The sequence below is a fragment of the Castellaniella hirudinis genome, from assembly GCF_047468865.1.
Lineage (GTDB): Bacteria > Pseudomonadota > Gammaproteobacteria > Burkholderiales > Burkholderiaceae_B > Castellaniella > Castellaniella hirudinis_A.
Genome location: NZ_JBLGTV010000008.1, coordinates 70,129 through 97,058, shown reverse-complemented (window position 1 = coordinate 97,058; position 26,930 = coordinate 70,129). Strand labels below are relative to the sequence as shown.

The following is a 26,930-nucleotide window of genomic DNA, read 5'->3' as shown; positions in this document are numbered from 1 at the left end:
AGATTCAGCTCGGTACATAGTTCGAAGACCGTCTTTTCGTTGAGTGGGATCTCCAAGTCGTGGAGAGCTGCATGTAGGAGAAGTTGAAGACAGAGACGCTGACGCTCTTCTTTGGGACCAAGATATTTTGACATTGGTGTTCTCCGTTGTTGTGGCTGAACCGTCATTTGGGCGTTGAAAAGAGCAATTTTTCCATGAGCATCGCTTTGAATCTTTTCAGTGTGCTAGGCGCGTGCTTGATAAGTGAATGCGCTTTTACAATCACTGGCGCTTGCAGTAAGTATTAGCCAGAAAATCTTGGCTGATGTCTTGGCATTATTAGGTGCCGGGTCTGTGTATGCTCAACAGGGTCAGTAATAAGCTCCCGACGCCTAGTCATCGTGTTTGCCGTCTCCCCCTGCAGTTAAGCTGCCCAAATATCCCTTTCTGGTCAGGTTGCCTTTCGGGGGGATCCTGGATGAATGCTTTGCACTCATGGCTAAGGAATCCTTAGTGTAAACGAATTTAAACACTAAGAACATCTTAGTTTTTGAGGGGTGGGATATGGGTCTTGTGGGAAGGCGCCTCAGGGAGGCACGAAAGGAAGCAGCGTTATCTCAGGAAAAGCTGGGAGTTCTGGCAGGGATCGATGAAATGTCAGCCAGTGCTAGGATGAACCAGTATGAGAGGGGAAAACACGTCCCCGACTTCGGGACTATCAGTCGGATTGCCGAAGTGCTGGACGTGCCTCCTTCTTTCTTCTATGCCGTGACTGACGATGAGGCATTGCTGCTGGTCAAGTACCACAGGCTGACAAGGACTATGCAGGCCGAGGTGCTGGTATTTATCAGCGAGCTAGGTAGATGAAGTGCCGTATTTTTGGTAGACATTGATGAGTTTGTAACATCGTTTCGCCACTTTCCCGTGTACATATATCAGGTGACTGTGCGTGTATGGTGCTTCTCCATGTTGACGGTACCATTGAAGGATTCCATATCAAGATGAAGATGGGCGCGGAGCCCATGGCTTTAGGGTTTTTGGATGTGTCGTATTCAGACCGTCCTCCGTCCGGTAGCGGCGCTCGCCGCGCGGCCGGTATCCGCAGTCCATCTCCACGGCGCGGGCAGCCATTGCCCTGATCTCGCCGCCCAAAACGCCGACTGTATCACTGCGCTCCTTTCTGCAAGGGGTGCGCGTTGCCGGGTACTCACCCGGTCCCTTCGTCTCTCTTCGTTCGCCTTCGGGCTGCGGCTTGCGTGCCCGCCCCTTTCCGGTCGTCCCTTCGTGATTCAGCGCGGCAAGGCGACGAACTCATGGCAACGGTGGCAAATCTAGCCAAGCGTAGAACTGCGAATACCGCAAAACCTACGTCCAGGCTCAGAATCTTCGGCCCCGGTAGCCGATCAACCCCGAAAGGAGAAAGAAAGCACCCATGAAGACGAACAGCACTGCCGCGCTGAGCTATGACAACATGAACGACGCACACCCTTTGTACGTGCGCAGCCCCAGCGGGCGCTACAAGCTTGCAACCGACGATCAGATCCTGGCCGCTGGCCGGGTGGCTGCTGAAAGCCTGATTTCTGTGTCCAATCCGATGGCGCAGCCTGCGCGGGTGGTGCAGTTCTTTCAGGCGAAGCTGGCCGGGCTGGGCCATGAGTGTGCGGCGTTCCTGTATCTGGACGCGCAGTTAAAGCCGATTCGCTACATCGAACAGGCCTTCGGGACGCTGTGCCATGCCAGCATCTACCCCCGCGAAATTGTGAAAACGGCCTTGCGTGTGAATGCCGCCGCGCTGCTGATGGCGCATAACCACCCGTCGGGGCTGGCCGAACCCAGCGCCCCGGATGTGAGCATGACGCGGCAACTCAAGCAGGCGCTGGCCCTGGTGGACATCCGCTTGCTGGATCATGTTGTGGTCGCCGCGACCCAGGCGGTTTCCCTGGCCGAACGCGGCCAAGTGTAAGGCGGTCAGCAGGGTGGGGCTGCGGCCCCGCCCTGTGCCAGGGCGGGCAGGCCGCGCCACCCCGCATGGGAGAAGGGCCATCCGGCACAAGCATCCTCGAATCCGGTCAGCCAGTCAGGCCCATTCCCTTTTTCAACAGGAGGTCACCCCATGAACACCTATGAAGTCGGCAACGGCGACCGCTTGAGCAGTAGGGCGCAGGCTATCCGCGATGGCCGATTGATAGATATTACGCGCCAGGCTGGCCGCGTTGGCTTTCGGGTGCCGGTGGCGATTACCCGCGCAGCTTGGCAGGATTGCGTGGAATGGGCGGACACCACGGCATCCCACGAAACTGAAGACTGCCGCTTGCATGATTTGCTGCGCGAGTTGAATGAACGCGCCGTATTGGCGTCGGAATTGGACCCTGAAGGCGTGGCGCTGATGCGGTTTTATCGGGTTCCGGCAGGGGCCGAGCACACCGTAGCCGAAGTGACGACGCTTGCCCTGCATAGCGGAATGGATGAACACGATATGCCCATCATCACCATTAGCCTGGCTGGCGAAGCCGACTATTCTGCCGCCTGACCGGCTGCATGACTGCGATCCCCCTCTGCATGGAGTGTCCGTGCCCCCGCCGCCATAGGCGTCGGGGCCGGGCTGTCGTGCTGCGCATCGAGCCCCATGCCGGGTCTTGACCCTGGCGGGCTTCCATCCCTTATGCCTTCGCGCCTTGCGGCGCTGCGCGCTTCGCTTGCCAGGCGGCCGCTGGCCGCAGATGGAGCCGCGCCCGTGCGGGCGCGACTAGGGGCGCTCGCCGCGCAGCCGATGCGGGGCGACAGATCCGCGCTACTGCCGACATCCCCGTCTTTCGTAAGTCCCGCCGCCTAAACCGCCGACGTGTACCACTCCGCGTCCAGCCTCCGAGGGCTTTCGCGGCATAAACGGCTGCCTCCCCGCTGCGCGGGTCCCCTCCATTTATTCCACGACCCTCTCCGGCAGGCCGCTGCATGGTCCAGATCGGCACGGCGACGGGACTCACGAAAGACGGCGGCAACACCGGGAGTCAGGATCAATCCCCCCACATCGCATCAACGATCCGGCTCAAGAATCTTCGAATCCGGTCAGCAGAAAAACCAGCCCCAAAAGGCTTTTTTGAAGGATGGAAACCATGAACAAGCTGTTTGAAGCATCAGACCTGATCCATGCCTACAGCCGCGCCCAGGCGGTGGCAGATGGTGTGCTGGTGGACGTGACCACGACGGCCCGCGAAGCCGGGTTTTCGGTGCCGGTCGCCATGACCCGCGCCGCCTGGGCCGATTGTGTGGAGTGGACCGAAGAAACCGACCGGCGCAAGGCGACGAGCCAGGACGAGGCGGGGCGCTTGTGGGATGTGGTGTGGATGGCGCACCGGGCCGCACGGCGGGCGGCAGGGGCTGGGTGCTGCGCCTTTGAAGTGCTGCGGGTGCCACGCGACGGCCGGGGCATCCGTCCGCGTAGCGCGGTGCTGACCATGCGCATCGGTGCCGGGGATGCCGGTGAGCCGGTCATCACGATTAGCCAGCCCAACGAGGACTGACAACCCCGGCCAATGCTTCGCGGCGCGGAGCATTGACAGCGGCTGTCGCTGAAATCCCAACCACGGAAAGCAAGGAGAAACACCATGGCATCAGTCAACAAAGTCATCATCATCGGCAACCTGGGCCGCGATCCCGAAGTGCGCTACAGCCCGGACGGTGCCGCGATCTGCAATGCTTCGATTGCCACGATGACCCAATGGAAGGACAAGGCCACGGGCGAGAAGCGCGAGGAAACAGAATGGCATCGAGTGGTGTTCTACAACCGCCTGGCTGAAATCGCGGGCGAGTATTTGAAAAAGGGCCGTTCCGTCTACATCGAGGGCCGTCTGAAAACGCGCAAATGGCAGGACAAGGAAACCGGCGCGGATCGGTACAGTACCGAAATCGTGGCCGACCAGATGCAGATGCTGGGTGGCCGTGACGGTGGCCCGGCTGCGGGTGACGATGTGGGCCAGGATGGCCCCAAGACCAGCAAGCCCGCTCAGTCGCGCAAACGGAGTGGGCGCGGTGCCGCACCTGCCGCGCAGCCTGCGGCCAGCGATCAGGCCGATGATATGGACATCCCGTTCTAATCCCGTCTGACCTTCCATCCCTGGGCCGCTTTTGCGGCCCTTTTTGCGTCTGCCCGTTGCCGTGCTTTGGTAGTGGGTTTCTGTCTGCCTGGTGCGCGTGTCCCAGGCTGCGCCTGGGTCCCTGCTGTGTGACGCTGCCTGCCCGGTTTCCGGTCAGGCTGGGCCGTTTGTCCCCAAATTCGCTGGCGCTCATTTGTGGCCTTAAACGTCCCACACATGACGCACCCCTGGCGGGGAGCCGGAAAGCCTTGCCCACCAAGGGTTTGCGGGGATTGGGCTGAATCCGGGATTGTGGAACACATAGGGCACTGGAATCACCTAAAGCATTGATCTATCAGCGAAAATGTCGGCCGCAGCCGTGGCCTAAAGCGCCGTAGACGGGTGTGCTATCTGGGTAGATGTCGAGTTAGAGACACCCTTGGGACATGAGGGGGACAAGACCGCGACATTGCCGCGACACGCGCAGGACATGGTCAATACTGCCTGGAGACTTCAGCGCGACATCGTGGGGACGGATGGCAGACAGTCTGGCGTCATTCGATTTCGAGGGCAGGGGCCGGCTGCGCATCGAGGGCGGTTTGCGGGTCATGCGGCTGCATGATGGGGTGCGCCATCTGCGACTGCACCAGGTCATGCGCCAAGCCCTTGTACCCCTGCCGGTCCACCCGTTCAGGCAGTTTTTCCGCATCGTCGGTGAATACCGTGACGGCATGCCGTTCCCGCGAAATACTGACGTAATAGGTGTCCTGGGCCGTGGTGCGGCTGAAACTTTCCGCGTTGTACAGCACCCGGTCGCAGGTCAGCCCCTGGGCGCTGTGTGCGGTGCTGGTATAGGCATAGTCTAGGTGCAGCGGCTGGTCGGCGGCCAGGGTGATGTGCCGGTTGCCTGCCGCGATGGTGATGCGGTCGGCATGGACCTCGACCACCTTGGCCAGTTGGCCGTTGACCAAGTCATGGCGGGCATCATTGCGCGTGATGCGGACCTGATCCCCTACGGATAACTCCGATTCGTTCAGGTGATACACCGACAGGCGGCTCATCGTCCTGGGGATGATGTCGATGGGGGGCTGGTTGGCTGCGTCCGTGCGCAGGGTGGCCACCGTGATGCGGTCATGCTGGGGCATGCCGATGACGCGATAGCGTTCGCCGCGTTTCAGGCCGCATTGGTAATCCCGTTCGGGCACCACGATATCGCCCACCGTGTAGTAGCGGGCCACGCTGCGCTGGGCGCGGGTGGTGTCATGGCGGGCCAGCAGCTGGTAACACTGGCCCTTGCCCTCCAGACCGCGCAGCGCATGGATGCGGGCATTGATGGCCTGGCGCGAGGCATTGGTGCCGGTGACGACCAGCGTACTGGCCTGTTCGCGCTCAGGCAGAGAGACATAGGCTTGGGCGATGGCCTCATAGCGGCCAGAACTGTCGCGGGTCTTGTGGCCGTGTTCATCCACGCTGAACTGATCGGGGATGGTCAGTACCTGATCCAGCAGCGGCAGGGACTGGCTGGCCTGGCCAGTGGCGGCCAGTTGCACGGCCTGGCGCAGCCGTTCGGACCGCTGGCGCTGGATGTCGCCCATGAGTACGGCTTTCATGCCATGTTCCTGCATCATGGCGAAGGCACGGCCCGCCTCAATGGCTTTGGTCTGTGCCGTGTCGCCCAGCAGCACCACCTTCGCGCCGGTGGGCTGGATGAGCGCCAGCAGTTTGTCCATCTGGCGCACGGGCACCACCCCGGCCTCATCAATGACCACCACGGTGTGCGGCCCCAGGCGGTCCGTGAAGCTGCGTTTGTCACGGGCGGCCAGCACCGAGGCGACGGTATTGGCCTGGACGCCATCTTTGCGCAGGTTGCGCACCATGTTGCCGTAGGGGGCCAGCGCCACCAAAGTCCGGTTGTGCTGTTGTAGCACTGTCTGGGCGTTTTGCAGCGCGAAGGATTTGCCCGTCCCGGCCAGCCCCTGGATGCCGCTGATCTGGTCGGCGTCTGTGGTGATCAGCATGACCGCCTCACGTTGTCCAGCGGTCAGGCGGGTATCCAGCCCTGGTTCGATGGCCTGGGCGGGCAGGGCAGCCAGCCAGGCGCCGCGTCCGGTTTGTTCCGCCGCCAGGATGCGGGATTCGGCTTCATGCGCCTGCCGGGTCGCGTAGCGCGGGCTTTCCATCAGCAGCCGTCCCTGGGCGATGGCCTGGTCTACGAGCTGCAAGGCAGACTCATGGGACGACCCGTCCAGGCGCACGACCTCTGCGGCCCAGCCCTCACGGATCATGGGTGCCGCCTGGGTGTCCTGGGTGCTGCGGTAGTGGGGCGCTTCGCGGATCAGGGTGCCTGCCTGGACCTGTGCCTGGATGGCGGCCTGGATGCTGGTCACATCGGTATGGCCTCCGGCATGGCGCACGGCCTGTTGCAGCAGATCGGCCAAGGGCATGACCGATTCGCGTTCGGCCAGATGCGAAATGGCCCAGGTTAACGATGCCTGGGCCACCAGTGAGGACGATTGATCCGCTTCATGTTGCGGCTGGGCCTGTGGCCCCGCCTGCCCAAACTGGATGCCGATGGCGGCAGCGGCTTCCTTCCAGGTCTGATGCAATGCGGTGCGGCTCATGTCCTGGGCCTTGGCTTGCCGGTGGGCCAGGTTGATGCCCTGGCGCAGTGCATGGGGGGCCTGGTCGCGGCTGGTGCCCCGTGCAGACAGTTCCGCCGTGATGCCGGTGCTGCGTTTGCTGAAAAACTCGATCTGCTGGCGGCTGATGTGCGCCAGTTCGATATGGTTTTTCTCATGGCGCACGGCGTAACCCAGCGCCCGGACGTTGCGTTCCAGCGTGGCCTGGTAGATGGAGTCCGTGACGCGCAGGAGTTGGAAAATCTGTTCGTTGGACAGCGCCACCCATTGACCATCGACCCGCTGCGTCAGGTTCATCAGCAGGGCGTGGATATGCAAATGGGGATCGGGGGCCGCGCCTTCCGTGGGCCGTGCGGTTTCGTGGCGGAATTTGGCGATGATCAGATTGCCGGTGTGTTCCACGCGGGATTTGCCGCCTTCCTTGCGTCGGCCCATCGCCAGGTGCTTTTCTACATAGGCCAGCGCCGTGGATACAGCATCATCATTGGCCTGGATCAGGCGGTCGTCACCGCCGATCAGCGCCTGCAAGGTGATGCTTTTGGGCGCACCAAAGGTCAGGTCCAGCGCGGCGCGGGCCTTGGCGTCCTTGCGCACGGATTGACCAGCGGTGATGCCGTGCCCAAAATCGCCCTGGAGCATGGCTTTGAAGCGGGCCGGGTCAATGGCACCGACCGCGCCCAGGCGGCGGGCACCTTCGCCTTGCCAGGTCGCGGCGCTGCCATCGCGGCTGTAATAGTCATCGGCCTGGTCGGCATAGTAGTGGGTAGCGAGGGCTGCACGGACCCGATAGATCTGGCTGTGCGAGATCATGGAGACTCCGGGATGGGGGATGATTAAAAAAAGCCAGCGGACGCGAAAGGTGCGTCGATGCAGGCTGTTGGGAGAAGGAGGGGCGAGATTACACAGGGTTGTCCACGATAACTGTGGATGTCTGATTTCGGCCAACTACGGTCGTAGCTCTTGCCACAACGGCTTTACTGCCTAGAATTGATCCATGCCCGAAACTTTGGGGATAGCGTCAGGGATACAGGTTCCAGTGTGCCCCGTGCTGCATCGGGGAGTTCTGCGGTGCCACGACTGTGCGCGGCACCTGTGACGGGACGATGCCCTGCACTCGGAGGTCGTCGACTGTCTCGTCGAGTTCGAAGAGTATGGAGGCACGCTGGTGGGCGTGTAGCCGATGGAACCGGACCAACGCAACAGGTGCATCGCCAAAATCAAAGTCTGGCATGCCAACGAGAAGCTTCTCGGTCCGACGGCGCTCTACATCGGCGCCCTCCATCGTTTCAGCGGCTAGGTGGATGATCGACGGTTTATCACGAGGCACCTGCTTCACGGCATCTGAGAGCAGTTTCTTGATGTCTTTCGCCTTTTTTTCAATCGACATCTCGGAGTCGAAGTTCCGTGTAAAGCCGCACGCAAACAAGACATCCTCGACGTACATGCCGAGTTCCGGCACGTCGCAGCCGTTCACGTACCCGGACTTGACAAGCGGGAAGAGCGTGACCGATGCGTCTTCAGGTGCCCAGTCGCCGCCGATCACCTGTGTCAGCATGGGCGAGTAAGCTTTCACGCGAAACTCTCCCATATGTCGGCGAACTCTCGCTTGATTGATCAGGCGAGCCTTGATCGTCGCCTGATCGTTGTCCATCAGAACTCGCTCGCCCGATCCGATCGGCAGAGACGATTGCCAGAGATCCAGCAGGAAGTTGTCGGGCAATTCGGCAGGATCTACGTGGAAAGTGCCCTTGAACCACACCCATTGATGTTTTTCGAGCAGGATATGATGACCAGCATCCCACAAGCGTAGAAATTGGTTGCGCTCCTTCTCCGAGTAACCGGTTGTGCGATCCATGCGTTTGCACTCGACGAAAAACTCTTGATCTCCGCGCACGATACGCATGTCTGGAGTCTTATCCTGACCTTCTTCGATGAACGTCACGTCCCAGCCTTCTTCGGCGTAGGCAAGCGATACCAGCACCTCAAAGAAAAGCCCGTCGGGCTGCTTGCGGTGCTCCTTCAATAATTCGTCCAGTTTGCGCTCAATCCCGACCACGCGGTGGGCGTGCTGCCATCTGGCACCGAGGCCGGCAAAGAATGGAAGGATACGCTGTGACTGGCTTACATCCGTACAGAGCGGATCGTTAATCGCCTGGTCGCACAAGAAGAGGTACCAGCCCATTTCGTCCTCGCGCACGCGTATAGACTGAGCCTCGGCGAGCTTGGGACCGTTCACGCGCTCCCTCAGGTAACCAAGCACCGCATCCCGGCGCTGCTGCCAATGCTCGGGCGTCATACGGTCCAGGAACGGTTTGAGTCCGGCTTTCAGTGCTTGCCGGGTGGGGTCGTCGTCCGCCATGCCCATCGCTTCGGCCAATTCGCGTTTGTTCCGTTTAATCGCTTCCCTTTCGCGTTGCTCGCGGTTGCCGCGCCGACGTGCTTCCCCCATGCTCTTCTCCTTATTGGTATGAAGATTGTACGGAAATCCAGTGCGAGAGCGCTCGGCACCACACAGGTCCGCCAACGTCCGCTTCGGGTCGAAATCAGCCCTCTATAAATGACTGCTTCCGACCCAAAGCAGAAGTTCGACTTTCAGGGTTTGAACCTGTGTAGTGCGCGGTCCCTAGATTTAGCCAGGACGTCGGCCACCTCGCTTTCTGAACTTCACAGTCATGTATAATTTCGCGTTACAGCACCTGCAATGGATGCTGCGTCGCTACGACAGAGACTTAAGTGGACTCGGCAGCGCCGGGTGGCTCGGCCGGGCGCCTATCCCTCGGAAACTCCAAGCGAATAATGGCTCGCTCCGAGACCAACTCTTAGCCACATCCCTCGGCACGTTCGCCACGCTTGCTAACTTCAGGTTAGTCAAAATTCATGTCTTTTCTTTCCACGTTTCGCCGCGAATGGATGTCCAATCCCCGCGCCGATATTCTCGCGGGCATCGTCGTCGCCCTTGCTCTTATCCCAGAAGCTATTGGCTTTTCCATCATTGCAGGTATTGACCCTCGCGTAGGCCTTTATGCCTCTTTTTCCATTGCGGTAATCATCGCTTTCGTCGGCGGTCGGCCGGGGATGATTTCAGCAGCAACCGCTGCTATAGCAGTATTGGTCGTACCCCTGGTCAAGGAGCATGGGGTGGAGTACCTCTTCGCTGCTACGATTCTTATGGGTGTTTTCCAAGTATTGGCAGGCTTTCTCCGGCTCGATTTACTGATGCAGTATGTCTCGCGGTCGGTGGTTACGGGCTTTGTGAATGCGCTGGCGATTCTGATCTTCCTTGCGCAGTTGCCCCAGCTCACTAACGTCACCTGGATGACGTACGTCATGGTTGGCGCCGGCTTGGCAATCATCTATCTCTTTCCCCGCCTGACGAAGGCTGTGCCGTCGCCCCTGGTTGCGATCGTGGTACTGACCATCATCTCGATCTATGGCGAATTGCCCGTCAACACCGTTGGCGACATGGGAAAGCTACCCTCGTCGTTACCGGAATTCCTGATTCCCAACGTGCCTTTCAGCCTGGAAACGCTACGCATCATCTTTCCCTATTCCCTGACCATGGCCGCCGTGGGATTGCTTGAGTCGATGATGACAGCGCAAATCGTTGATGACCTGACCGACACGCCAAGCGATAAGCGCCGGGAATGCAAAGGCCAGGGGATCGCCAACTTTGTGACGGGATTCTTTGGCGGAATGGGCGGCTGCGCCATGATTGGCCAATCCGTGATCAACGTGAAGTCAGGAGGATCCACACGCCTTTCGACTCTCGTGGCGGGCGCTTTTCTCCTCTTCTTGATTGTGGTGCTTGGTCCGCTCGTCGCACAGATTCCGATGCCTGCGCTGGTCGCCGTCATGATTATGGTGTCGATCGGCACTTTCAGCTGGAGCTCGATCCGAAACTTACGTTCACATCCTTGGCAATCATCCGTGGTGATGATTGCCACCGTTGTCGTTGTGGTCTGGACGCACGATTTGGCACAAGGGGTGTTGGCCGGTGTAATCCTTAGCGGGTTGTTCTTCGCAGGAAAAGTAAAGCGACTACTCACAGTCAAATCGGCACTATCCCAAGATGGGAGCACGCGCACGTATGCTTACTCGGGCCAAGTGTTTTTTGCTTCTACCGAGCGCTTTTCTGAAGCCATCGACTTCAAGGAGGTGGTGGACAAGGTTTTGCTCGACGTTTCAGCCGCACATTTCTGGGATATTTCCGCTGTGGGCGCCTTGGATAAGGTGGTAATTAAGCTTAGGCGGGAAGGCACTTCAGTGGAGGTCGCCGGTTTAAATGAAGCCAGCGCAACCATTATCGGACGATATGCCACGCATGACAAACCCGGTGCAGACGCTCAGTCTGTCGGCCATTAGGAGAAGAAATATGTCAAAGATCCTCGCATGTGTTGATGCGTCCCCGTATGCAATGTCCGTGTGTGACCTCACGGCTTGGTTGGCGTCGCGGTCTAAGTCCGATATAGAACTACTACATGTCGTGCAACGCAAAAGCGCCGTTGCCACCCGCCATGACTACAGCGGGGCGATTGGCCTGGGTGTAAAAAGTGAGCTTCTGGAAGAGTTGACCCGCATCGAAGAGGCCCAGGGAAAACTTGCCGTCCAAAGTGGTCGTGCGCTGCTGAATGCTGCCCAAACTAGAATCGAGCTGAATACCGGCGGGAAGATCGAACAAGTTCATTTGCATGGCGGCATCATCGAGACGATACTCGAGCGCGAAGCCGAAGCTGAACTCGTCGTCATGGGCAAACGCGGTGCATCCAGTGAGTTCGCGACCGCCCATATCGGGTCAAAAATTGAACGCGTTCTGAGAGCCAGTAAAAAGCCTCTCGTTGTCGCCCCGCAGCAATTTTTACAACCAGAAGAGGTCGTGATCGCCTATGACGGCGGCAAATCGATATTGCGTGCGTTGGAGTATGTGGCTAGTTCACCCATTCTCAACGGAATGCCCGTTCACCTAATAATGGCTGGCGAGGAGTCTGAGAGTCGTCGCGGCGATTTGGAACGTGTTGTGTTGACCATAAGCGCAAATGGAGGCAACGCAGACTGGTCACTTCTTCCCGGTGCGCCGGATAAAGTCATCGCGGACTACATGGCGGATCGACCCAGTTCAATGCTCATTATGGGCGCTCACGGCCATTCGCCCCTTCGGACTCTGATCGTGGGGAGCACTACGACGGCAGTAATTCGAGCAATCCATGCGCCCATACTGCTTATTCGCTAGCCAAGAATCTTTGGTGATGACCGCCGTGCATTTCAGTCGTCTGCTTTTGGCCGAAAGTAGTCATCAAGCTTCTGAAAATGATGTGACTTTCTCCATAAACCGCCGATACGGCATTTTCACCCTGGCCACAGGCAAATCTCCCGCCATCGCCACATACCCCTTCAGCACCGGCAGCGCCTGAATCTGCGCCGCCGTCACCACATCCTCAGTCGTCCGGTCCATATTATCTGAAGTGTTGCGGTGATCGACACTGCGGCTAACACTGAATTTCGGGCGCTCGACTTCATGCTTGCCCAGGCTTTCGCTCATGTCGCGGGCCGTCTGGGGATCGGTGCGCGATCCGCCCAGAACCGCCAGGTTGCGGAAGCTGGCCCGCAGGGTGGTGGCCATGGTGCGCCCGTAGATGTGTTCCAGTTGGGATGTGCTCTGCAATCCGGCGACGATGCGCAGCCCATTCTTGCGGCCTTTGGTCAGCCCGGCCTCCAGCGATGGCAACCCTTCGAGGCTGGCCAGTTCGTCAATGAACAGCCACCAGCGCCTGCCGGTGTGCTCGGGCATGGACAGAATGGATGTGATGAACACATCGACCCAGGCCGACACCAGCGGCTTCATGGCATGCATCATGTCTTCGCGCCAGTTGATATACAGATTGCCCGCCTGCGGGTCATCCAGCCAGCCGCGGATGGAGAACGGGCCGGGCTTCATACTGGTGTGTTCCGACAGTTTGTTGGACAGCACAAATCGGGCTGAGGACAGCGCCTTGCTGGCCTCACTGGAACCGACAAACAGGGACTCTGCCAGAGTGCCTTCCAGGAATTGTTTGAGCGTCTTGGGATCTTCGATGGTGCAGAGGCGAAACAGATCCATGATCTGGGCTTTTTTTCCCTGTAGCTGATAGAGTTTTTTGGCCGTTTCGCGCAGCAGCAGACGGCCAAAATCGTTCCATTCCTCTGCATTTTTGTCCTGGCTCATGGGGACCAGGGAACGCGCCAGGTGCTTCCAGTCATAGTCGGCCCGCACTTCGTTGAACAGCGACCAGCCTTCGCTGCGGGCGTCATACGGATTCAGGATCACATCGCCTGGTTGCCAGAACTTGCTCAGCATGTCGCCGTTCGGATCAATGACGATCATGCGGTCATTGCGCAGCGGTTTGCGGACTGACAAGGAGCCGGGTTGACTGTTTTTTGATCTGGCTTGCACGGAGGCCGCCATATTGCGCAGCAGCACGGATTTGCCCGACCCCGTGGCCCCGCTGACCAGCAGATGCAGGTTTTCATTGGCGGTCGGCAGCGGGATGCCCGCCACGTCGATCTGTTGATGACCGGGTTCGGTGCAGAGCTTGGACAGGTGTTTGGTCGTGGTCATGCGGGTGCCCCGGACGAAGCGTTTGTAGGCCGCGCCTTCAAACCCTTGGGTTTTTGCGGTGCGGCCCACGAACAGGATCAGTGCCAGGGCGGTGAGCAGGCCGATGCCCAGCGCCCCGTAGAGCAGCGGATAGCCTGGCGTCAGTTTCACGAAATACCAGGCTGTGCGGCTATTCCAGTCCTGCCAGGCCATGCCGCTGCCGTAGGTGGCGGCGGTCATCCAGGCACCGACCGGAAAGAGGCCCAGGGAAAAGGCGGCAATGCGCCGCCGCGTGATGGGAGAGAGCAGGGTAGACATGGGGGTTGTGCCTTCAAGAAACGAGCCATTGGCCCAAAGCCAGCCCAGCCAGCATCCCGCCCAGGATGCCGGATGCGCCGCCGATGACCATGGCGATGACCGTCATGCGCCGTGCTGACTGCCGGGCGATCTGGGCGCATTGCGCGGATTCTTCGGCCAGGTGCGTCAGCCGAACGCCTGTGGCGTCCAGCATGGCCTGCATGGCGTGTTGTGATTGTTCATGGATGGGCGTGGTGACTTCGCGCAAGGTGGCCGCCAGATGGCGGTCCAGTTGCCGGGGGAGCAGTTGCAGGGCTTCGGTCAGCGCCTGGATGTGCGGTAGGGCCTGGTCCTGGCGTTGGCCGATGGCCTCCAGCCGGTCCACCAGGCTGGCGACCTCGCCCAGCACCTCGCGGTACAGCAAATCCAGCTTGGTGCGGGCCTGGCCCCCAGCCGGGTTGGGGGATGTGTCCATGGCGTTCACGCAAAGAGGGCGGCAAAGGCCGCATGCATCTGCCGATCCACGGGCCGGGCCAAGGCCCGCAAGGCATGCATGTTGCTCAGGTGCGAGATACGGTCATGGTCACTGCGATCCGTTTGCTGCAACAGTGCCCGGTAGTCGGTCTGGTCGGCCAGCACATCGGCAATGGTCGTGCGCAGATCGGCCAGCAGTTCAAACACTTCGTTCTCGAAAATGGCCGCTTTGGGGTTGGCCTGGGCTTCGCCGGTTTTGGCGGCATAGGCCAGCAGCGACGGGAATTCTTCCTCGACGCTGGTTTCTACGCGATTGAACAGCAGCCGCACCCGGTCCGGGGCGACCCCCAGCCCTGCCAGCGCGGCCACCGTCTTGATGGTTTCACGTTGGGCCTTGCCGGTGTTGATGACCGGCAGAACGAAGTAGCTGATTTCTTCGTGGGCACCCTCGTAGCGCATCATGTGCGCCAGAAAATCCTCGATGTTGCTGGCCCCAACATCCACGATGGCATCGTCACGGGTGAGCAGTTCGCGGAACAGTCGTCCGAAGTGTTCACCGCGCAACTGATCGACCGACAGGCCCAGATCCGCGCCGGTTTCGTTGGTGGACTCGACGGCAAAAATCTGTGCGCCGTTCATGCGCGGGGCCAGCAGGTGAGAGGCAACGACGGTTTTGCCGACCGAGCCGGTGTAGTTGAGGACTGCGACTTTCATGGGTTCATTCCTTGTCTTGGGGAGTGGGGTTGGTGGCTTTCTGGCGTTGTTCCAGGCCTTCGCGCCGCAGGGCCTCCAGGTCTACCCGCATGTTGCGGATTTGCCGAAGGTCGCTGGGCGTTTCAATGCCGTGGGGCCGCCCTTGGATGGCATCCACGGGCGGCGGAGAGGGTGTGGTACGGGGTGTTTCGGGCGCGGTGCGGTGCGCCGTGGGTGTGGGGGGTGTCACAGGGACGGCTGGGGCCGCTTGCGGACGGTTGGCCTTGCGCCAGCGGCGCAGTGTCGTGATGTAGGTGCTGGACCGCACGGCCAGTCCGGCCTGGGCCAAGTCCTCCATGATGGCGGCATGGGGGACGCCTGCGGCCAACTGCGTTTCAATCATCGGGAACAAGGCCCGTAGCTTGGCTGCGATGCGCAAGCGCGGGTCCAGGCTGTCCAGCACGGCCCGGTAACGGACCACGGGATCGGGTTTGGTGAAGTGTTCGGTCATCGGGGCTTGCCTTGCGGATCAGTGTTGCAGCGCAGGCAGCGCCTGGGCCTGTTTGCCGTCCAACCACGCCAGGCCCGCCGCGTGAGCCTCGTCATAGGCGCATTGGTTATCGGCAAAGCGCACGGACTTGCCGCGTGCCGGGAAGTGGCCGCAGCCGACTTCTTCGCCCTGGTCCAGCAGCCGCAGCAAGTAGCCTTCGCCGTCGCCGCTGCGCGGCACGATTTCAAAGGAGAAACGCAGTTGGGCCTGGGCCAGATCGGTCTGAAACTGCCGGGCGACAGCCGGGACGCGGGCGGCCCATTCGGTGCCGATTCGATCCAGGGCATCGGCGATGCTGTAGCCGCGTTCATGCAGCCAGTCATTGCGATCCAGCACCAGGGCGGCGGTCAGGGCTTCGCCCAGGCTCAGTGCGCCGATGCCTTCGCGGGCGGCACGTTGGGCGATGGCCAGCAGTCGCGTGTCGAGATTCGAATGCATGAGAACTCCTTTGCCCTGTCGGTTGGAAGGGCGGTCGTGAGGATTGAGAAGGGGTTGCCCGGATGGGCAGATGTCGCTCTGTTGCCGAATCCCAGCCGCCATCGGGTGGCGGCCCGGTGTGGCGGATGGAGACGGACGGGGTGTGCTGCGATCAGTGTGGGTAGGCGAAAGACTTATCCACAGGTCGCTTCTGGTAGAAGAAAGGTAGAAATAAGGTAGAAGGCTTTTTGATGCCTGGAAAACCGCATGAATAAAGGCTTTCAGCCATCAGGGGCGCGATGCTATGCCGACAAAGCGCGATGCTATGCCGATAACCCGCGATGCTATGCCGATGCAGGCGCGATGCTATGCCGATAGCTGGAATGACTTATCCACAAGCTGAAATTGATCAATGATTGACCAATTTCAGGCCGATTTCCGGTTTGGGTTTCCCCGTGTTTTCGACAGTTGGCAGATCAGGGCGCGATGTAATGACGATGGTTGCTCAACGGTCCAGGCGGGTCCAGACTGCCTGTTCGTGGCCCCGGCTTGCCGCCTCGATACGGGGGGCCACGATGACTTCCAGGGCTTCCAATTCAGCCAGGCTGCGTTCCAGGCTGACCCTGAAGTCGCGCATCCGTCCGGTGTATTGGGCGCGATCCTTCAAGATGTCCAAGCTGTATTTCTGCTGCATGTCGGCGGAGGTGCCGATCAGCCGTTGCAGACTTTTGGACAAGTCATAGCGCATTTGCAGGCGTTTGCTCCAGTCCAGCAACGCGTATTCCCGATTGCCGAAGATTTGCGCCCAGCGCGGGTCGGCATAGATCGTATAGCTGCCGTTGCGCTCGTCGTAATCGAACCCGCCGATCATGGCCAGCACGCGGGCTGATGGGTGATTGCCGTAGCTATATTTCACCGAGCCGTCTTTGCGCCTGGCTTCGATGCACAGGGTAAAACGGGCCAGGTCTTTCATGCCTTCGTGCAGCCATTCGTATTGACTGCCCCCGGTGGGCCTGCCCATGCCACGCAGGAAATCTGCACGGTTGATGGAGGGGGCTTCGCCCAGCAGCGCCGTGGTTTGCAGGTACATGGCGTGCATCCAGATGTCGGCGTGGTCTTCGCTCAGTTGCTTGCCCGAGCCTTTGAGCAGAATGTTGCTGCCTTCCAAAAACACCGTGTCATCGTGCAGGGGACGCCAGCCGCGCCGCACCGGGGCAAAGATGGAACTGCGGGCGATGTAGTTGGGAATGGCGCGGGCTGTTTCGTTGATGCCGGGCACGATGAAGGGGGCCGGAGTGGTAGCCTCCTTTCCAGCGGCGGCGGCAATCGCTTGCTGGGCCTTTTGCTGGGCGCGTTGCATGGCGGCAGACAGGCGCAGCAGGGTGCTGGCCTGCTGGAAGGGCAGGCGGGTGGGTGCGGTCATGGGAAATGCTCCAGACAGGCCCGCCCAAGGCCTGCCGGATTCGTGAGCAAGGCCTCACGCGGGGTCAGGGGGAAAGAAGGTGACAGAACGGGTGCCGGCAGTGCCCGGCACCCAGGGGGATCAGCAGGTTTGCAGCGCGGCGGGTGCTGGCGTGTCCAGCAGTGCCGTGTGTGGCGTAAACCAGAGTTCCTTCAACCGGAAACGCTCGAAATACAGCACGATGTCCACGGTATGGCGCAGAAACGCCTGGATGGTTGCCAAGTCCAGATTGCCGCCCGTGGGCGACTGTTTGATCAGCACCGCCAGGCGGTCAAAGGTATCGGCGGCACTATTGGCATGCGTGGTGGTCACTGATCCAGGGTGGCCGGTGTTCAGCGCGGCCAGGTAGTCCCAGGTTTCAGGGCCGCGCAGTTCTGCCAGAAAGATCCGGTCTGGTGACAAGCGCATGCAGGCCGCCAGTGCATCGGTGGCCGATACCCGGCCCCGGACGCCGCCATACATCAGGTGAATACGGTTGCGGTGCCGGGGCAGCATCAATTCATGCGTGTCCTCGATGGTGATGAGCCGTTCATCGACCGGCACCCGGTCAATGAGTGATCGGGCGAAGGTGGTTTTGCCCGAGCCGGTTGCACCCGCGACCACAATGTTTTTACGAGCCAGAATGGCTGCATGCAGGAAGGCCGGGATGTTGCTGCTGGCCTTGAGTTTCAGCAGGTTCTGGTCAATGGGCGACATGCCGCCCGCAGCAGCCCGGGCCGCTGCATCATCGACGGCATCAAAAGCGCCCTGGGCTTGCAGCGTCTCCAGGGTGAACGCTGCCTGGGCATGCTTGCGAATGTTGACGGCCAGGGTGCCGTCAATGCAGGCCGGAGGCTGCACAATCTGGCCGCGTTCACCGCCGGGCAGCACGACCGACAGGATGGGTGATTTCGCCATGTGGTTGTAGGCCGCCAGGGCAGTCGCCAGGGCCTCCAGATGCGGGTAGGTCAGCGCGGGGCATTCGTGCAGCATCCAGGCGCCCCGCACACGGCTGTAGCACTCACCGGGCCGCACAATGGCGATTTCCGTGACGGCTGCATCGTCCAGGTGTGCGGCCAGTGGCCGCAAAAACGTGTTGACGGCAATCGCCCGATCAAAGGGGCGCGGCTCAGTGGATGGGTTCGAGGTCATAGACATGGCTGAAATCCAGGTCGCGGGCCACCATGATGCCGATGCGCGTACCTTGGTTTTTGTAAAGGGTTGGGGGGATGTCGAGCGACTTTTCCAGAATTTTGGCGATGACTTCCTGACTGCCTTCGCGTGTGTTGTCGAAACGGATGTTGTTGCTGCCGGACTGACCCTGATTGGCTGCCCAGGCGCCAAAGTCACCGACCAGGGACAACAGGATGGCGTTGCCGAAGCGATCCCAGAAGTGGTTGTCGGTATGCCCATCGACTCCCGCTTCGCCCAGCGGGCCGGTGCCAGGGGAACCCAGGTTGACGATGACGCCGGTGGGCGTTTCCAGCCGGTTCCAGGTGATAAAGGCCCGGCCTTGTCCTTGGTCGATGCCTCCCGACTGGTAGCCGGTGAATTTGGTGCCTGCGTCGATCAGCTTGACCTTGCCGTTGGTGCTCATGACATCGTGGGTGGCCAGGCAGGTCAGCAAGCCCGCCTGGGTGCTGACCAGTTTCGTCTGCAAGGTGCAATCGATCATCGTGCCTTGGGTGAGCAGGAAGTTTCGATTGCCCAACTGCCCGGCGACCGAGGGGGCCAGTTCCAGGGGCCGCAGCTTGTCGGCCAGTGGCCCTGCATCGGCCAGCGGGCCGCTGGCGTTTTGAGTCGTGCCGCTGTCCGCCGAGGATTCCGTCAGCGGGCTGTCCAGCCTGCGCTGCGCCACTTCATCGACCGCAGGCGGTGGGGTCGGTGCGGGTGGCGGGACGTAGTAGGTACGCGCCTGTACGGCAGGCGGTGGCGGGGCCTCACGCTTGGGCGGCGGCGCAGGCCGTTCGACCTTGGGGGCTTTGAGGCGGTTGGCAATACCGCTGCGTTCCCCGTCCGGGCCGGGGTCAGTCTGCGGAGCGGATTCGCGGTGCCAGACCTTGAACAGGGTTCCCGCTGCAATGGCCAGCGCAATCAGGATGATGAGCCAGAGAAAGGCGCGAGCACCGCGTGGGGCGCTGTGGCCCGCCGTTTCCAGATCCGCAGGTTCCCGATCCAGGTTCAAGGGGAGCTGGTTTTGTTCGTGGGGTGCCGTCGTGCCATCGCCCGAGGGGGGGATGTTCGGATCAGTGGTCATGGTGTATTCCTTGAGATGCCCTTCACCCGGCGTCGCACTGCCGGTGACGTGGTCCCGGTATCGGGCGGCACTGTCGTGGCGCTGTAGGTTTCGTTATGGATGGCCAGCACCAATTCACCCAGGCGCAGGTGCCACAGCGCCGAGGTGCGATGCAGCACCATCGTGCGGTCATCGGCCATGTGGTAGTTGGTCAGCACTTCCTGACCGTCTGGGGTGACGCGATAGACCGCCGGGATGTCTGCCCCTGGCGCAAATTGCAGCCAGGTCTGACGGCCATCGTCCCATGCGTGAACGGGCGCAATGCTGGTGTCGCCGCTGCGTGTATAGGCTTGCCAGTTCACCGGCATGCCGGTGGCTTGCAGAGATCGCTCGATGGCCGCTTGCCGGGCGGCCTGATCCCGCAGTTTGGCTGCGGTTTCGGGGTATCGGATGACCAGCTTGTAGAGGGCCGGGGCGTTGCGCTGATCGCTGTAGGACAGCCGAAAGCTGTAATCATGCCGATTGGTCACCACGATGAGATTGGTGTTCGCATCCTGGGCCGTGGGTTTGAAGAACAGGTGGTTGTCCTTGTAGGTAAAGGCATAGGCCTTGCTGTCGCCGAAAACGTGATAGACGTAGCGTTCATCAGGGGCCAGCACGATATGGGTGGCCACACCGATCACGGCATCGAGCTGGATGACATCGGCAGCGTTGTAGTTCACATAGCGCACACGGTGGTCCCGCTGTGCGGATCGGGGGTATTCCAGGGCCAGGGCGCTGGCGCTCAGGGTCAGATTGAGTGCCAGGCCCAGGGCGCATGCCAGGGCATGCCGCCTGAGCAGGGGTGTGTTCATGGGGGATTCCTTCGGATGCGCCGGGCGTTTAGCGCGACAGGTCGGCGGCCAGGTCATAGCGCGTGACCTGAAAGCCCAGGGGATTGCGCCGCGCAACGGCTTCGGTCAACGGCACCTTGGCGTACTCATAGGCCATGGTGGCAATCAGGTGGCTGACTTGCGTGACATCGCCCGTGTTCACATCGCGTTCGGTTTTGGTGAAACGGACGATGGCTGCCTGGTTGGCCCCCAGCGTGATCGAATGAACCTGTACGTCCACTGTGCCCTGGGTGCCCAGGCGTGTGGTGACAGCCTGCGGCCCTTCAAAGCGTTTGCCGTAGGCCGTCTGGATGGGCGGCGACGAGAGTAGGGCGCAGGTGTCGAATTGCTCCTGGATGGTCTGCCAGCTATAGCTTTCGCAGTTCAGGACGTAGCTGTTGAGGAAATACTTGGCGATGCGTTCACCGTAGTCCTCCAGGGGCTGGCCCAGGCGGCTGACATGCTCGATGGTGCCGGTGGCATCATTGACCCGCACCACATACATTTCAGGCGGCTGCTTTAAGGGCGTCAGGCCGATGACGGCCCCGACCGCAGCCAGCGCCAGGATGCCCGCACCGCAGGCCACTTGCCAGGCGCGTTTACGACTGTTGATCAGTTCGCCCAGGTGGTCACGTTCCAGGCCTCTGGATTGCTCCAGGTAGGCGGCGATGTCTTCGGATTTGAGCGTGTCAGCCATGGTTCATGTCTCCCTGGAAGGTGGGGGGCGTGGCATTGACCGGAATGCGGGGCGAATCAGGCGGCTGCGGCGGCTGGGGCGCATGAAAGGCGCAGCCAGCCAGCAGCCCAGCCAGGGTCAGCGTGGCGATGAGGGATTTCATGGGTAAAGGACTCCTAGCCTGCCGGGCGCGGCGGGCCATGATGGGATGAGAAAGACACCGAATCTAGACTGTGGAGACAGCAGGGGCAGCGGCTGGATTACTTGGCGCGGGGCCGCAGCATGCTGCGCAAGCGCAGAATCGAAAAGGCGCCATGGGCGGCAGAACCAATCCCCAGGCGGGCACCGAAGCCATTGGACAGGCCTGCAGCCAGGCCGGGGAGCATGATCATGATGACAAGGCTGGCGATGCCGACCAATATCTGCGCACCGAATAAAGACAGCACATCCGTGATGCCGCTTTCTGTCTCGACGGCAATCATGCGCAGCAGTTGGATGTTCATTTGAAGCAGCAGCCCGAAGACGAGTCCGGCCAACAGGGCCAGAAATACGAAATTCAGAGCTTGTGACACCCAACTGTTGAACAACTGCTTGGTGGGCTCGAACAGCGTTGCTGCGATGAATAGGGGGCCGACCGCCACCACCAGCGCCATGCCCACTTTGCACACGACGATGACCACCATGATGATGCTGCCCACAACGGCCGAGGAAAAGCTGATGAGGGTGGCCAGGATGCTGACCAGAACTTCTCGCGTGGACGGCATGAAGTTGTACCAGGGCTGTTTGCTGGCTCCCAGCATGGCATTGGCTGCTTCGCTGGTTTCCTGCTGCAGTTTGTCCACTTCTGCGGCAACATCACCTGTTCCCAGAGCCAGCGTTGTCACGTCGTCAGGCAAGGCGACCATGGCCTTGGCGATGTCGTTCTGGTACAGGCCTCCCGCACCAAAGAACAGGGAGATGATGACGACCATGATGGCTTTCTTGAAGAATTCGGTCACGGTCATGCCGGCTTGACCGTGCATAAGCGCAAAGGCATAGACGACAAATTGCAAGGTCAAGCCCACGACGACGATGGGAGCCAGGGCTTCGAACAAGGCCTGTATGGGGCCGTTGATTGCGTTGCTCAGAACATGCTCAGTTTGGCCCATGACCCATTGGGCAATTTCATTGGGGCCAGTCGGCGGGGCTACCGAGGCATCAAATTTAGTCATGATGCTGCCTTATGGTCGTGAAGGTTCGGCAGCAGTCGCATGGCTGGATGATCCTGGCTGGTTGCCAAACCAGCCGCCATAGACTCGTTCTGCGCGGGCTTGCAGCAGGTTGCGCTCGGCATCGAGTTGCTGCGAAGCAAGTTGAATCCTGGCTTGTTCCGCCTGGATGTTGGCTTGCTCAATCTGGATGCGGGCCTGTAGCTCGGCAATTTCCTTCGGATTGGTCGTCTGATTGATCTTGTCCTGCAAAGCATCCACGTTCGCCAGGCGTCGGGTCATGGCGTCGTAGGCGCGCTGGCTCATGGCCTTGGATGTGGCTTCAATATTTAGCGCCCGTTCAGAGAGCGTTCGACGATCCTCCTGGAAATTTACAGGGGTCATCACCTCGTCTGTGATGCGGCCCACATCGCCATCCAAATTTGAACTGCCGGAGCGGTTCAGCAGGTCCTGCGCATTGGCAGGCAGGGCGGCGCGTAGCTGATTTCGGATATCGGGGTTGCCGACCACGTTGCCGTAACCGCTGGACTGTGTGAAGGCCGCCAGCTGGCTTTTGGCGGTGGCCAACTGGTCGGTCAGGTTTTGCAACTGATCTTTGGCGGTCAGTAGCTGTTCCTGTAGTTGGGCAATGGTGGCGGCGTCCACGGTGGGGATGCCGCTGGCGTGGACGGGAGAGAGGGATGAAGCGGACAGGGCAATGCCCGCCGCAATCAGCTTGCAGCGTGTCATGGGAGACTCCGATGGAATTGGCAGCGGGTGGTGCTGCCGGGAAGAGGCCTGCGCTTCAGGCAGGCCAGTCGTGCGGGCAGTTAACGGCTGGGTTTCTTGACCAGCGCGGCCTCGTATTCAGCCTGGGTGATGCGTTTGGCCGTTGTGTTGTCGGAGGTGATTTGGTCGGTAGCTTCGTCGTAGGCCACATGCTTGGTGCCTGCCACGATGAGGATGTTGTCTGCGTCGCCCGGGACGGCGGGGGACGTATGCGCTTGATAGCCCACTTTGCCGAGATTGTTCCAGCCATTCACCGTAAACAGCAGACTGTCGCCATTGCGTTTGATATGAATGAGCGTTGGCGGATAGCGGCCAAGGTCGGTCAGCCAATACCCCACGAACTTCTCCCCGTCAGGCTCCGTCTTGCATCCGGCCAGGATAGTCAGCAAGGAAGCGCCAGAGGCAGCAATGAAATATCGTCGGTTCATGAGGTGTCCTATGGTGAAAGGTTGATGGGGTGTACCTGGTGCCGCTTGAAGATTGCCCAGGCGTCGGCCACGCTGCTGGCGGGTCCAGCTTTTGTAAGCCAGTACGCCCGCTCGGATGGTTTCAGGATGTTCCACCAGGCCATGCCGCTGGCTTCGTCCGCCGTGGGCGGTCGGTTCAGGTCTGAAGAATTTACGGACATAGCTCTGGCCCCTCCGTTTCATGTGCCGGCCCCTGGGGTTGCAGGGGGTGATCGAAGCGCACGCCGATCAGGTCAGCGATGCGCTGCCAGTCGGCGGGTTGCGGGCGGTGGCCATCGGCCTCATGGATGTGCAGGCTGTAATACTTATGCACACCTTGCTCGAAATATTCGCGATCTTCACGCGGGGTCGAGGACGAGAACCAGAGGTACGGCGTATGCCGTGGGTCCGAGGCGGAGGGCGAATCCATGCCGTGGTCCTGAGCGATACGCTGCAATTCATTCGCATCGACGGCTTCGCGCTCGATGACGGCTTCGCCTTGGCTGAATTGCCCTCGATCCAGATCATCCTGGGTCCAGCGTTCGCTGTAGATCGAGATCAGGAAGGTGTCTGCTGCGGCCGTCGATTCCGGCATTTCCAGGCCCAGGCGGTTGTAAAAGGCGTGATCCTTGAGGGCTTCCTGAATCTGCTGGATCTGTTGCTGTTCCAGGCTACGGACGTGCTCAGTCCGGCGCCGATCTGCGTCATGCTTCATGAGGGGGTGTCCTGTGGAGATGGCCGGTCATGCGTGACCGGCGTGGTTACTGGCGGGCTTGCTTGACGGCGGCCAGGTAGACCGGCAACCAGGCGGCGGGGTCGGTCCCGGCCTGGGCGACGGCCTGTTCTGCGATGTCTGCCATGTCCGGGCTGCCGGAGAACACCAGCAGTTCGTCGTCGCAGCCCGATAAATCCAGTTGGGCGACGGTGACGCCGGCCCCTTGCTTGACCAGAAACTTGCGGCTGGCTTCGCCCAGGCTTTGGAGCAGTTCAAATTCCGCGACCGTCAGGCCAAAGCCCTCGATGTAGTCGCGGGCGCGGGCCTTGGGGTTGGGCAAGAGAATCAGGGTGGCCGTTTGCTGCACCAGGGATGCGCCGACAGGGTTGTCGAGGATGGCCCCCGGTTCCTGGGTCGCCAGCGCCAGCACCCCGTTTTTCTTGCGGATGGTGCGGGCCGCGTCCTGCATGGACTCCTGAAAATGCGCGTCTTTCAACGGGTGCTGGCACTCGTCGTACAGATTGATGATGCGCCGCCCATCGTGCAGCGCATCGATGCGGTGTTTCAGGTACAGGGTGGCTGCGCCGCGCACTTCGTCATCGTCCAGCAATTCCGTCAGATCAAAGCCAAAGAGGGCTGGCCGGGCACTGCCGGTTTGCAGGTTCAGATCGTCCGTGGGGTTGTCGAATACCCAGCCGTATTCACCCCCCTGGCACCAGGGGGCCAGGCGGGCGTGGATGGTGCTGCGGGTGTCATCCTCACTGTAGGGGTTGGGCAGCAAGGTGTTCAGGGTGGACAGCGTTCTGGCCGGTCGGTCAATCAGCGTGGTCAGCTGCTGAACCGCCTGGGTGATGTCCGCCCGTTGCCGGGTGGTGACGGCTTCGCCCTGGCGTTCGGCCAAGTAGATGACCAGGCGCACCATGAAGGCCACATTGCCCTTGGTGGGTTCCATCTGAAAGGGATTCCAGCCGGTCGGCTCCCCCAGGCGGATATTGAAGTACCGCCCGCCCAGGGCCATGATGAGTACCTGCATGCCCTGGTCTTTGTCCCAGACCACGCAGGCAGCCCCGAATTTCTGCGCCTGGGTGACCAACATGCCTTGCAGCACGGTTTTGCCGGTGCCCGTCATGCCGATGATCAGGGTGTTGCCTGGGCGGCGTTTGCCGGTTTCGTCCAGGTCTTCCGTGGAGGCATGGAAGTTGAAGAAAAAGGGCGATCCCGTCTGCGTTTTCAGCATGGTGACGGCTGGCCCCCAGGGGTTTCCGGCAGGCTTGCCCGTCAGCTGGTTGTGCAGGCTGGAAAAGCACAGGAAATTCAGGGAGGTCACCGGCACGGGCCGGGGCCGCCAATGCCAGTTGCCCGGCAGTTGCGCCCAGAACCCGGCTTCCAAGGCCCGGTCCAGGGGCCGAAAGCCTACGGCGTCTTCGGCCAGGGCGGTGGCCGTCTGCGCCAGCGCCTGACGCACGCTGTCTGCCGAGGTGCCATACACCAGGAGAGTGGCATGATGATCCCCCAGGCCCAGGCGGGCCGAGGTCAGATCGTCCATCACATCGGCCAGTTGCGTGACCTGACTGACCGAATCGTCACCCGAGTCCAAAAGCAGCTTGTGGTGTTTCTTGACAAGTTTTTTGGCGGCGGCTCCTGTGTGACTGCCCCAGGATTGCGTCAGCACAAACTCGTGGGGCAGGCCCAGCAGTCGGTCCAGGTGGCCTGGTTTGGTAGCTTCCGGGTAGTCGCGCAATTCCATCATGCCAAAGAGGCGTGACCCGGCGACGGTGCGCAGTTCGCCCAACTCGCCGTGGCGGCCAAAGATGGGACGGGCCTGCGGCAGGGTTTCGCGCAGCCGTTCCCGGCTGATCGGCACGGGCCGATGAGTGCCCGACAGCAGGAACCCCAGAAATTCAGCCGTTTCGCTGAACGCCAGCCCCCGGCGATCCACGATGCCGAGGATCTGCGGATCGTAGCGGTACAGTCCTGCGGTCAGTGCCCGCACGGCGCTGTCCAGGCGTTCGATGGATTCGTCTTGCCAGTGAGCCAGGCGTTTTGCATCCGCCTTTTCCAGGCTGGCGAAGGTGCCCAGCACGGGGTCTGCGACGGGATGAATCAGCACACTCAGGTACAGGTCATTGACCATCAGCCCCGCGGTGTCGAACGTCGCCCGGTAGGCCGCATCAAAACGGGTGGCGAAAGGTTGTGCAAACGTGCTGTCGGGGTATTCCGTCACACGCCTGCGGATGATGTGCGAATACAGGCCGAGCGAGCCCATGGGCAGGCCGCGCAGCACATTGTGCAGGGCCTCGATCCAGTCTTTCAGTTCAGCCTGGCCGTAGGCGTCCGGTGCCCGACCAGCGACCTTGATGACCGCCAGGTATTCGTGGTTGTCGCAGGCAATGATGCGGTCGGTGACATGGTGGGAATAGGGCAGATAGCGGGAAACCAGCCGTTCATCAACGGCCAGTGCGGTGGCTGCGGTCATGGCAGAGTCCTTCGGGAAAGCAAACGGCGCCAGGGCCGGTTGCGGTGGTAGCCCTGCGGGGCATAGCTGGAACCGCGCCAGAATTGCTGCTGGCGATTCGTGCGACGGGTCTTGAGTTCCAGCCAGAGGATGTCGATGGCTTTGTCGTCATCGCGGGTGAGCATGGCCAGCGTGGGCATCACGACCAGCAGTAGTCCCCACCAGGCCAGCCCGGCTGTCATGGCAATGATGGCCACGCATGCGAACGCGCCGAGCATCAGGGTGGTGGGGATGCCCATGAAGGTCGCCTTGCGGCCCAGGCCCTTGAACACGGGATAGGTGTTCGGGGGCTGATGGTCGGGAGACTGGTCTGTGTGGCCGGTGCGGGCGGCGCGTGTGCTGCTGGTGCGGGTCGCCATG

26 protein-coding genes and 1 other annotated feature are annotated in these 26,930 nt (G+C 60.9%); of the genes, 7 read left to right on the top strand and 19 right to left on the bottom strand.

Going from position 1 to position 26,930, the window contains the following annotated elements:
* Window positions 1-543: 543 nt before the first annotated feature.
* From ACMHYJ_RS11285 to ssb, 5 genes are all read left to right on the top strand, one after another.
* Window positions 544-846 carry a helix-turn-helix domain-containing protein gene (locus tag ACMHYJ_RS11285; protein ID WP_368649515.1) on the top strand — a complete coding sequence of 101 codons (303 nt, stop codon included), beginning with the start codon at window positions 544-546 and terminating at the stop codon, window positions 844-846.
* Window positions 847-1,411: 565 nt separating this feature from the next.
* Window positions 1,412-1,942, top strand: coding sequence for a JAB domain-containing protein (locus tag ACMHYJ_RS11280; RefSeq protein ID WP_368649514.1), 531 nt, complete (start codon window positions 1,412-1,414; stop codon window positions 1,940-1,942).
* 150 nt (window positions 1,943-2,092) lie between these two features.
* On the top strand, window positions 2,093-2,509 hold the full coding sequence (locus ACMHYJ_RS11275) for a DUF6573 family protein (RefSeq protein ID WP_368649513.1): 417 nt from the start codon (window positions 2,093-2,095) through the stop codon (window positions 2,507-2,509).
* 583 nt (window positions 2,510-3,092) lie between these two features.
* Complete coding sequence (locus ACMHYJ_RS11270) at window positions 3,093-3,500, top strand: DUF6573 family protein (protein ID WP_368649512.1); 408 nt, start codon at window positions 3,093-3,095, stop codon at window positions 3,498-3,500.
* An 84-nt stretch (window positions 3,501-3,584) separates the two neighbouring features.
* Window positions 3,585-4,073 (top strand): single-stranded DNA-binding protein, encoded by a 489-nt coding sequence (gene ssb / locus ACMHYJ_RS11265; protein ID WP_414246270.1) that lies wholly within the window; start codon window positions 3,585-3,587, stop codon window positions 4,071-4,073.
* Between the two features lie 533 nt (window positions 4,074-4,606).
* On the opposite strand, the gene mobF is transcribed toward ssb, so the two are convergent.
* The gene (mobF, locus tag ACMHYJ_RS11260) at window positions 4,607-7,501 is read right to left on the bottom strand and encodes a MobF family relaxase (protein ID WP_414246269.1); all 2,895 of its coding nucleotides are present in this window, start codon (window positions 7,499-7,501) and stop codon (window positions 4,607-4,609) included.
* 208 nt (window positions 7,502-7,709) lie between these two features.
* On the bottom strand, window positions 7,710-9,140 hold the full coding sequence (locus ACMHYJ_RS11255; protein ID WP_414246268.1) for a hypothetical protein: 1,431 nt from the start codon (window positions 9,138-9,140) through the stop codon (window positions 7,710-7,712).
* A 283-nt stretch (window positions 9,141-9,423) separates the two neighbouring features.
* Window positions 9,424-9,477, top strand: a sequence feature (sul1 is cis-regulatory element that is thought to sense ions involved in sulfur or methionine metabolism; They are found in Alphaproteobacteria).
* 91 nt (window positions 9,478-9,568) lie between these two features.
* Here ACMHYJ_RS11255 and ACMHYJ_RS11250 point away from each other — a divergent pair.
* A complete protein-coding gene (locus tag ACMHYJ_RS11250) occupies window positions 9,569-11,053 on the top strand; it encodes a SulP family inorganic anion transporter (protein ID WP_113933137.1) in 1,485 nt (494 codons plus the stop codon).
* A 10-nt stretch (window positions 11,054-11,063) separates the two neighbouring features.
* Window positions 11,064-11,918, top strand: a complete 855-nt coding sequence (locus ACMHYJ_RS11245) for a universal stress protein (protein ID WP_113933136.1) — start codon at window positions 11,064-11,066, stop codon at window positions 11,916-11,918.
* 63 nt (window positions 11,919-11,981) lie between these two features.
* Here ACMHYJ_RS11245 and ACMHYJ_RS11240 read toward each other — a convergent pair whose 3' ends face one another.
* From ACMHYJ_RS11240 to ACMHYJ_RS11160, 17 genes are all read right to left on the bottom strand, one after another.
* On the bottom strand, window positions 11,982-13,580 hold the full coding sequence (locus ACMHYJ_RS11240; RefSeq protein ID WP_414246267.1) for a type IV secretion system DNA-binding domain-containing protein: 1,599 nt from the start codon (window positions 13,578-13,580) through the stop codon (window positions 11,982-11,984).
* Between the two features lie 13 nt (window positions 13,581-13,593).
* Window positions 13,594-14,034, bottom strand: coding sequence for a hypothetical protein (locus ACMHYJ_RS11235; protein ID WP_414246266.1), 441 nt, complete (start codon window positions 14,032-14,034; stop codon window positions 13,594-13,596).
* Window positions 14,035-14,039: 5 nt separating this feature from the next.
* The gene (stbB, locus tag ACMHYJ_RS11230; protein WP_298017113.1) at window positions 14,040-14,747 is read right to left on the bottom strand and encodes a StbB family protein; all 708 of its coding nucleotides are present in this window, start codon (window positions 14,745-14,747) and stop codon (window positions 14,040-14,042) included.
* Window positions 14,748-14,751: 4 nt separating this feature from the next.
* Window positions 14,752-15,237: a hypothetical protein gene (locus tag ACMHYJ_RS11225; RefSeq protein WP_414246265.1), complete on the bottom strand. Its 486-nt coding sequence runs from the start codon at window positions 15,235-15,237 to the stop codon at window positions 14,752-14,754.
* An 18-nt stretch (window positions 15,238-15,255) separates the two neighbouring features.
* Window positions 15,256-15,714, bottom strand: a complete 459-nt coding sequence (locus ACMHYJ_RS11220) for a hypothetical protein (protein ID WP_414246264.1) — start codon at window positions 15,712-15,714, stop codon at window positions 15,256-15,258.
* A gap of 484 nt (window positions 15,715-16,198) precedes the next feature.
* Window positions 16,199-17,116 carry a TrfA gene (locus tag ACMHYJ_RS11215; protein WP_414246263.1) on the bottom strand — a complete coding sequence of 306 codons (918 nt, stop codon included), beginning with the start codon at window positions 17,114-17,116 and terminating at the stop codon, window positions 16,199-16,201.
* Window positions 17,117-17,236: 120 nt separating this feature from the next.
* Window positions 17,237-18,292 carry a P-type DNA transfer ATPase VirB11 gene (virB11, locus tag ACMHYJ_RS11210; RefSeq protein WP_414246262.1) on the bottom strand — a complete coding sequence of 352 codons (1,056 nt, stop codon included), beginning with the start codon at window positions 18,290-18,292 and terminating at the stop codon, window positions 17,237-17,239.
* Window positions 18,264-19,391 carry a type IV secretion system protein VirB10 gene (gene virB10, locus ACMHYJ_RS11205; RefSeq protein WP_414246261.1) on the bottom strand — a complete coding sequence of 376 codons (1,128 nt, stop codon included), beginning with the start codon at window positions 19,389-19,391 and terminating at the stop codon, window positions 18,264-18,266. The genes virB11 and virB10 overlap by 29 nt, the downstream gene beginning before the upstream one ends.
* Window positions 19,388-20,224 (bottom strand): TrbG/VirB9 family P-type conjugative transfer protein, encoded by an 837-nt coding sequence (locus ACMHYJ_RS11200; protein ID WP_414246260.1) that lies wholly within the window; start codon window positions 20,222-20,224, stop codon window positions 19,388-19,390. Before ACMHYJ_RS11200 ends, virB10 begins: the two co-directional genes overlap by 4 nt.
* Before the next feature lie 28 nt (window positions 20,225-20,252).
* Window positions 20,253-20,939 carry a virB8 family protein gene (locus ACMHYJ_RS11195; RefSeq protein ID WP_414246259.1) on the bottom strand — a complete coding sequence of 229 codons (687 nt, stop codon included), beginning with the start codon at window positions 20,937-20,939 and terminating at the stop codon, window positions 20,253-20,255.
* Window positions 20,932-21,081 carry a conjugal transfer protein gene (locus ACMHYJ_RS11190; RefSeq protein WP_368648806.1) on the bottom strand — a complete coding sequence of 50 codons (150 nt, stop codon included), beginning with the start codon at window positions 21,079-21,081 and terminating at the stop codon, window positions 20,932-20,934. Before ACMHYJ_RS11190 ends, ACMHYJ_RS11195 begins: the two co-directional genes overlap by 8 nt.
* Window positions 21,082-21,178: 97 nt before the next feature.
* Window positions 21,179-22,129, bottom strand: coding sequence for a type IV secretion system protein (locus ACMHYJ_RS11185; protein WP_414246258.1), 951 nt, complete (start codon window positions 22,127-22,129; stop codon window positions 21,179-21,181).
* Window positions 22,130-22,138: 9 nt separating this feature from the next.
* A complete protein-coding gene (locus ACMHYJ_RS11180; RefSeq protein ID WP_414246257.1) occupies window positions 22,139-22,855 on the bottom strand; it encodes a type IV secretion system protein in 717 nt (238 codons plus the stop codon).
* A gap of 80 nt (window positions 22,856-22,935) precedes the next feature.
* Window positions 22,936-23,322 carry a hypothetical protein gene (locus ACMHYJ_RS11175; protein WP_414246256.1) on the bottom strand — a complete coding sequence of 129 codons (387 nt, stop codon included), beginning with the start codon at window positions 23,320-23,322 and terminating at the stop codon, window positions 22,936-22,938.
* Window positions 23,323-23,512: 190 nt separating this feature from the next.
* Window positions 23,513-24,055: a hypothetical protein gene (locus tag ACMHYJ_RS11170; RefSeq protein WP_414246255.1), complete on the bottom strand. Its 543-nt coding sequence runs from the start codon at window positions 24,053-24,055 to the stop codon at window positions 23,513-23,515.
* 46 nt (window positions 24,056-24,101) lie between these two features.
* Window positions 24,102-26,531, bottom strand: coding sequence for a VirB4 family type IV secretion/conjugal transfer ATPase (locus ACMHYJ_RS11165; RefSeq protein WP_414246254.1), 2,430 nt, complete (start codon window positions 26,529-26,531; stop codon window positions 24,102-24,104).
* Window positions 26,528-26,929: a type IV secretion system protein VirB3 gene (locus ACMHYJ_RS11160; protein WP_414246253.1), complete on the bottom strand. Its 402-nt coding sequence runs from the start codon at window positions 26,927-26,929 to the stop codon at window positions 26,528-26,530. Before ACMHYJ_RS11160 ends, ACMHYJ_RS11165 begins: the two co-directional genes overlap by 4 nt.
* Window position 26,930 lies beyond the last annotated feature (1 nt).